Below are 7,547 nucleotides of genomic sequence, written 5' to 3' on the forward strand. Positions count from 1 at the left end.
CTTGCCTGATTACGCTGTTATCTATGTAAGACCTGAAACGATTGACTTGGACAACTTGAATGTCTATGAATTGAGCAGTAAATTCTATGACGAAAACAAAGGTAAGTATAGCAGCTACTCGGAGGCTATGAAAGCCGGTGAGAAGTACATCTTAGAAAACGCACCAAGCCAATTTGAATCTACTCCTCTAGACACTAGTGATAACATGAAGAAAGAGGGTTATGAAATTAAAATGACGAAGAAAGATGGAAAATGGACCATTGATACCTCTTCTAAAAACTATGAATTGAAAGATATGGCTCGCACATTCCGTGGAGGCATTGGATACTAAAATAAAAAGTTCGAGTTTATACTCGAACTTTTTTCATTGCAATTGTCTAAAAGTGAAAAAGATAGTAAAATAGAATCATGATTATTTTACAAGCCAATAAAATTGAACGTTCTTTTGCAGGAGAGGTTCTTTTTGATAATATCAATCTGCAGGTAGATGAACGCGATCGGATTGCCCTCGTTGGAAAAAATGGGGCAGGAAAGTCGACTCTTTTGAAGATTTTAGTTGGAGAAGAGGAGCCAACTAGAGGGGAAATCAATAAGAAAAAAGACATCTCTCTTTCCTACCTAGCCCAAGACAGCCGATTGGAGTCTGAGAATACCATTTATGACGAAATGCTCCATGTTTTTGATGATTTACGGCGTACGGAAACACAACTGCGGCAGATGGAGTTGGAGATGGGTGAGAAAACTGGAGCGGAACTAGATAAACTCATGGCGGACTACGACCGTTTGTCTGAGAATTTCCGTCAAGCTGGCGGTTTTACCTACGAAGCAGACATTCGAGCGATTTTAAATGGTTTCAAGTTTGACGAGACTATGTGGCAGATGAAAATTGCTGAGCTTTCAGGTGGTCAAAATACTCGGCTTGCTCTGGCCAAAATGCTCCTTGAAAAACCAAATCTCTTGGTCTTAGACGAGCCGACCAACCACTTGGATATTGAAACCATTGCCTGGTTGGAAAATTATCTAGTCAACTACAGTGGCGCTCTCATCATTGCCAGTCACGACCGTTATTTCTTGGACAAGGTTGCAACAATTACGCTCGATTTGACCAAGCATTCTTTGGATCGCTATGTGGGCAATTACTCTCGCTTTGTTGAGTTAAAGGAGCAAAAACTAGCTACTGAGGCAAAAAACTATGAAAAACAGCAGAAGGAAATCGCTGCTCTGGAAGATTTTGTTAATCGCAATCTAGTAAGAGCTTCGACAACCAAACGTGCCCAATCTCGGCGTAAGCAACTGGAAAAAATGGAGCGCTTGGATAAACCTGAAGCTGGTAAGAAATCAGCTAATATGACCTTCCAGTCTGAAAAAACATCGGGCAATGTTGTTTTGACTGTTGAAAACGCAGCTATTGGCTATGATGGGGAAATACTTTCAGAGCCAATCAATCTGGACCTTCGTAAGATGAACGCCGTTGCCATCGTTGGACCAAACGGCATCGGGAAGTCAACCTTTATCAAGTCATTAGTAGACCAGATTCCTCTTATCAAAGGAGAGAAGCGTTTTGGAGCAAATGTTGAGGTTGGTTACTATGACCAGACTCAAAGCAAGCTAACACCAAGCAATAGTGTCCTAGATGAACTTTGGAATGATTTTAAACTAACACCAGAGGTTGAAATCCGTAATCGCCTAGGTGCCTTCCTTTTCTCAGGAGATGATGTTAAAAAATCAGTTGGCATGCTGTCTGGTGGTGAACGCGCTCGTTTGTTGCTTGCTAAACTGTCTATGGAAAACAACAACTTCTTGATTTTGGACGAGCCAACCAACCACTTGGATATTGATAGTAAGGAAGTGCTAGAAAATGCCTTGATAGACTTTGATGGAACCCTTCTTTTCGTCAGCCACGACCGTTACTTTATCAATCGCGTAGCTACTCATGTTTTGGAATTGTCCGAAAATGGTTCGACCCTCTATCTAGGAGACTATGACTACTATGTTGAAAAGAAGGCAGAAGTAGAAGTGAGTCAAGCTGAGGAACTCTCTACTAGCAATCAAGAAAAAGAAGCAAGTCCTGTTAATGACTACCAAGCTCAGAAAGAAAGTCAGAAAGAAGCCCGCAAGCTCATGCGTCAAATCGAGAACTTGGAGGCTGAAATCGAAACGTTAGACAACCAAAGTCAAGCCATCTCTGAACAAATGCTAGAAACAAATGATGCCGAAAAACTCATTGAGTTGCAGGCTGAACTGGACAAAATCAGTCACCGTCAGGAAGCGGCTATGCTTGAATGGGAAGAATTATCGGAGCAGGTGTAAGAATTTTTCTTATTTTTTGATAATCTTGTGATTTTTTCAGTCCTTCTCTATTGTGAGGAGGGCTTGCTTTGTGGTAAAATGGGATTATGAATGAAAGAATGAATGAGTTAGTTGCCTTACTTAACCGCTATGCGAACGAGTACTATACGAGTGACAATCCCTCAGTTTCAGATAGCGAGTATGATCGCCTCTACCGAGAGTTGGTCGAATTGGAAGCTGCCTATCCAGATCAAGTTTTAGCGGACAGTCCGACTCATCGTGTTGGTGGTAAGGTTTTAGATGGTTTTGAAAAATACAGTCATCAGTATCCTCTTTATAGTTTGCAGGATGCTTTTTCACGTGAAGAGTTAGAAGCTTTTGATGCGCGTGTGCGAAAGGAATTACCCCACCCGACCTATATTTGCGAGCTGAAAATCGATGGTTTGTCTATCTCGCTTACGTATGAAAAGGGAATTTTGGTAGTCGGTGCGACACGTGGGGATGGTTCTGTTGGTGAAAATATCACAGAAAACCTCAAGCGTGTTAAGGACATTCCTTTGACCTTGCCAGAAGAACTAGATATCACCGTTCGTGGAGAGTGTTATATGCCACGCGCTTCCTTTGATCAGGTCAACCAAGCCCGCCAAGAAAATGGGGAGCCTGAATTTGCTAATCCTCGTAACGCAGCTGCAGGCACCTTGCGTCAGTTGGATACAGCAGTAGTGGCCAAGCGTAATCTTGCTACTTTCCTCTATCAAGAAGCCAGCCCTTCAACTCGTGATAGTCAAGAAAAGGTCTTGGAGCATCTTGAACAGCTTGGTTTTGTAGTTAATCCTAAACGAATATTGGCTCAAAGTATAGATGAGGTATGGGATTTTATCCAAGAAGTAGGACAAGAACGGGAGAAACTGCCTTACGATATCGATGGGGTGGTCATCAAGGTTAACGACCTAGCAGGTCAAGAAGAACTCGGTTTTACCGTTAAAGCACCTAAGTGGGCAGTAGCTTATAAATTTCCTGCTGAGGAAAAAGAAGCTCAACTCCTTTCAGTTGACTGGACAGTAGGTCGTACGGGTGTTGTGACCCCGACTGCCAATCTAACACCTGTTCAGCTTGCTGGCACAACTGTTAGCCGTGCAACTCTTCACAACGTAGATTATATTGCTGAAAAGGATATCCGCAAAGATGATACGGTTATCGTTTATAAGGCTGGAGATATCATCCCTGCTGTTCTGCGTGTGGTAGAGTCTAAACGTGTTTCTGAAGAAAAACTAGATATTCCGACTAACTGTCCGAGCTGTGACAGTCAGTTGCTTCATTTTGAAGATGAAGTGGCTCTTCGTTGTATCAATCCACGCTGTCCTGCCCAAATCATGGAAGGTTTGATTCACTTTGCCTCTCGAGATGCTATGAATATTACGGGTCTTGGTCCATCTATCGTCGAAAAGCTTTTTGCTGCTAATCTGGTTAAGGATGTGGCAGATATTTACCGTTTGAAAGAAAACGATTTCCTTCTTTTAGAAGGCGTCAAGGAAAAGTCTGCTTCTAAACTATATCAGGCCATTCAAGCATCCAAGGAAAACTCTGCTGAAAAACTCTTGTTTGGTCTGGGAATTCGCCATGTCGGAAGCAAGGCTAGTCAGCTCTTGCTCCAACATTTCCACTCTATTGAAAATCTAGCCCAAGCTGATCCTGAGGAAGTAGCAAGTATTGAAAGTTTGGGTAGTGTGATTGCTCAAAGTCTTCAAACTTATTTTGCTACAGAAGGATCAAAGATTCTCTTAGACGAGTTGAAAGAATCTGGAGTCAATCTGGACTACAAAGGACAGACAGTAGTGGCAGATGCGGCCTTGTCAGGTTTGACAATTGTATTAACTGGTAAATTGGAACGTCTCACACGTTCTGAAGCCAAAAATAAACTCGAAAGTCTAGGTGCCAAAGTCACAGGCAGTGTATCTAAGAAAACGAATCTTGTCGTAGCAGGAGCAGATGCAGGAAGCAAGCTCCAAAAAGCACAAGAACTTGGTATCGAAGTTCGAGATGAGGCCTGGCTAGAAAGTTTGTAAAGAATAGTTGAAAAATAGATGTCAGATAGTCTGGAACTATCTCTCCTGATGTGTTTTTATATCTATTAAAGCTATTCTCTATTGTGCTGAAATTCCCGTTAAATTCTTCAGCATGACTTTAAAAATTAAAATTGAAATTAGAAATTAGGAAAAGAAATGTATAGTTACCCTGTAGTCATCCATTTTCACCGAAAGAATGGGGATTATGCCGCTTGTTCATTCAGTAGAAAACAGGCAGATGTTAAAGAAAATTTGTATTATGAAAATGACTATTTTGGAGCAAAATTCTCCTTTACAGTTACAAGTGCAGAAAGGCTCGATACTTTGACCTTTTCTGTCGAAATTGATGGAAAAACAAAAGACTATCTCCTACGGTTTAACTATTATCCACTGTTGACTGAGGTTTGGATATTAGATGGTGATGAGACGGTTTATTATTCTGAAAATCCAGCTATTGCAAGTCCTTGCTATAAAGATCGAAACCCGTTTGCTTTTGATAAAGCCTTTCACAGTGAAAGTTTCGATCATCATTGGGGATATCAAGGAGAGTTAGGTTATAGTATCTCAGACTACCAGACAAGCTTTAAACTCTGGGCTCCAACCGCTACAGCAGTCCAAGTGGTCGTTTATGAAAATACAAGTAACGACGCGCCGATTTGGAAAACCTTTAATCTAAAGCGAGGGAATAGCTATTCATATAGTCATAAGTACAATACCATTGGTGTTTGGAGTCTAGATTTAGATGAGAATCTTGCTGGTAAGGCTTATCAGTATCAGATTGAATTCCCTCATCACAAGAGTTTGACAAGAGATCCTTATACAATTGCAACCAGTCCTGACGGGAAACGTTCTGTTATTCTCTCACACAAAGAGAGACAAGTGGATGGATTTGAAGTCAAACATGGGACAGAAGCTCCTTGGCGTTTGGAAAATCCATGTAAAGCCGTTATCTGTGAAATGCATATCCGAGATTTGACCAAATCTCCAACATCTGGAGTGGCAGAGCATCTCCGTGGAACCTTCCTTGGGGCTGCACAGACAGGAACGACTAACCAATTCGGACAAGCAACCGCCTTTGACTATATCAAAGAACTTGGCTGCAACTATGTTCAACTTCAACCAATCTTTGATCGCCATAAGGAATACGATGAGGAAGGAAATGTAACCTATAACTGGGGCTATGATCCTCAAAACTACAATGCACCAGAACCAACTTTCTCTAGCAATCCAGATGATCCAGGACAAGTCGTTCGTGATCTAAAAACGATGATTCAGGCCTATCATGATGCAGGAATTGGTGTCATCATGGACGTGGTTTATAATCACACCTTCTCAACGATTGATGCGCCTTTCCAGACAACAGTTCCAGATTATTACTACCGCATGAACCGAGATGGAACCTTCCAAAATGGTACAGGTGTAGGAAATGAAACAGCCAGTGAACATGAAATGTTCCGTAAGTACATGATTGATTCTCTCCTATACTGGGTGAAAGAATACAATATTGATGGTTTCCGTTTTGACTTGATGGGTATTCATGATGTCAAAACCATGCAAGCAATTCGTTGGGCGCTAGATGAGGTTGATCCCCGTATTATCACTTATGGAGAAGGCTGGGATATGGGAACAGGTCTTGCACCTTATGACAAGGCCAAGAAGGACAATGCCTACCAGATGCCAAATATCGGATTCTTCAACGATGATCAGCGTGATGCGATCAAAGGAGGAGAAGTTTATGGTGCAATCAAGTCAGGATTTGTAAGTGGTGCAGCCACCGAACCTATCGTAGCCAAGGCTATTCTTGGTAGCCGAGAGTTGGGCTCTTATCTGAGTCCAAACCAGGTTCTCAACTATGTTGAAGCCCATGACAATTACAATCTTCATGATTTACTAGCGACTCTTCATCCTGATCAAAGTTCAGACCAGATTATGCGCAAGGTTGAGACAGCGACAGCAATGAACCTGCTCATGCAAGGAATGTCCTTTATGGAAATTGGCCAAGAATTTGGTCGAACCAAGTTAATTCCGACAGGTGAAGATGGACAACTTACTCCGGCAGACCGAGAACGTGCTATGAATAGTTACAACGCTCCTGACAGTGTCAACCAAATAAACTGGGATTTGATCAATGAAAGACAAGAAAGCATTGACTTTGTGCGTCAGATTATTCGACTGAAAACACAGACTAGCGCCTTTTCTTATCCTACATACGAAGAAGTTTACCGTCATGTCTTTGTCCACACGGCTGCAGAAAATAGCGGATGGATTGTTTACGAGATTCACGGTGGATCAGAGCACTTATTGGTGGTATTCAATGCTAAAGGAACTTCCTTCTACTTTGAAAATGCAGGAAATCTAGAAATGCTTGTGACAAATAGTCGTTCAAAGGAGTCGAATGTAATCGACAATACTAGTGTCGCAGTGCTAAAAGTACTCTCTTAAATACATAAAATAAAAAGGGTTAGATTGTCTAATCCTTTTTGTTATTTATAAGTTTTCAATGAAGAGTAGAATTAAGTGTCAAACTATTTGAAGAATCAAGTTTGTGAAAAAAATCTCAAAATTTTCACAAAAAGGGTTGTAATTTTCTGAAAATTTGTTAAAATAAGTTTTAATCATTTTCAGGAGGAAGCGGATTTGACAAACTATCAGAATTTAGTAAACGGAAATTGGAAATCATCAGAGAATGAAATTACAATCTACTCTCCTATTAATCAGGAGAAGCTTGGTACTGTACCAGCTATGAGTCAGGCAGAAGTTGATGAAGTGATGAAAGCTGGTCGAGCAGCGCTATCTGCTTGGCGTGATTTGGCACCCGTAGAACGTGCAGCCTATCTGCATAAGACAGCAGATATTTTAGAACGTGACAAGGAAGTAATTGGAACGATACTTGCCAAAGAGGTGGCAAAGGGAATTCAGGCAGCTATAGGAGAAGTAGTCCGTACAGCTGATTTGATTAGATATACTGCTGAAGAAGGACTTCGTATCACTGGTCAAGCCATGGAAGGTGGGGGCTTTGAAGCTGCCAGTAAAAATAAAATGTCCATTGTACGCCGTGAGCCCGTTGGTATCGTGCTTGCCATTGCTCCTTTTAATTATCCTGTAAATTTATCTGCATCAAAGATTGCTCCAGCTTTGATTGCAGGAAATGTCGTTCTGTTTAAACCACCAACACAAGGATCAATCTCAGGT

4 protein-coding genes and 1 pseudogene are annotated in these 7,547 nt (G+C 41.4%); all 5 read left to right on the top strand.

Features of this window, described 5'->3' with window-relative positions:
* Positions 1–331: pseudogene (locus SORDD24_RS02525) on the top strand (DUF5105 domain-containing protein); the annotation flags it as partial.
* A 77-nt stretch (positions 332–408) separates the two neighbouring features.
* The gene (locus SORDD24_RS02530; RefSeq protein WP_061407150.1) at positions 409–2,310 is read left to right on the top strand and encodes an ABC-F family ATP-binding cassette domain-containing protein; all 1,902 of its coding nucleotides are present in this window, start codon (positions 409–411) and stop codon (positions 2,308–2,310) included.
* An 86-nt stretch (positions 2,311–2,396) separates the two neighbouring features.
* On the top strand, positions 2,397–4,355 hold the full coding sequence (gene ligA / locus SORDD24_RS02535; protein ID WP_061407151.1) for an NAD-dependent DNA ligase LigA: 1,959 nt from the start codon (positions 2,397–2,399) through the stop codon (positions 4,353–4,355).
* A gap of 156 nt (positions 4,356–4,511) precedes the next feature.
* Entirely contained in the window at positions 4,512–6,797 is a 2,286-nt protein-coding gene (gene pulA, locus SORDD24_RS02540) for a type I pullulanase (RefSeq protein ID WP_061407154.1), read from the top strand.
* 195 nt (positions 6,798–6,992) lie between these two features.
* Positions 6,993–7,547, top strand: a 555-nt coding sequence (locus tag SORDD24_RS11575) for an aldehyde dehydrogenase family protein (RefSeq protein ID WP_231082663.1), incomplete at its 3' end; no start/stop codon positions are given.

The organism is Streptococcus oralis, from assembly GCF_001579175.1.
Classification (GTDB): Bacteria; Bacillota; Bacilli; order Lactobacillales; family Streptococcaceae; genus Streptococcus; species Streptococcus oralis_O.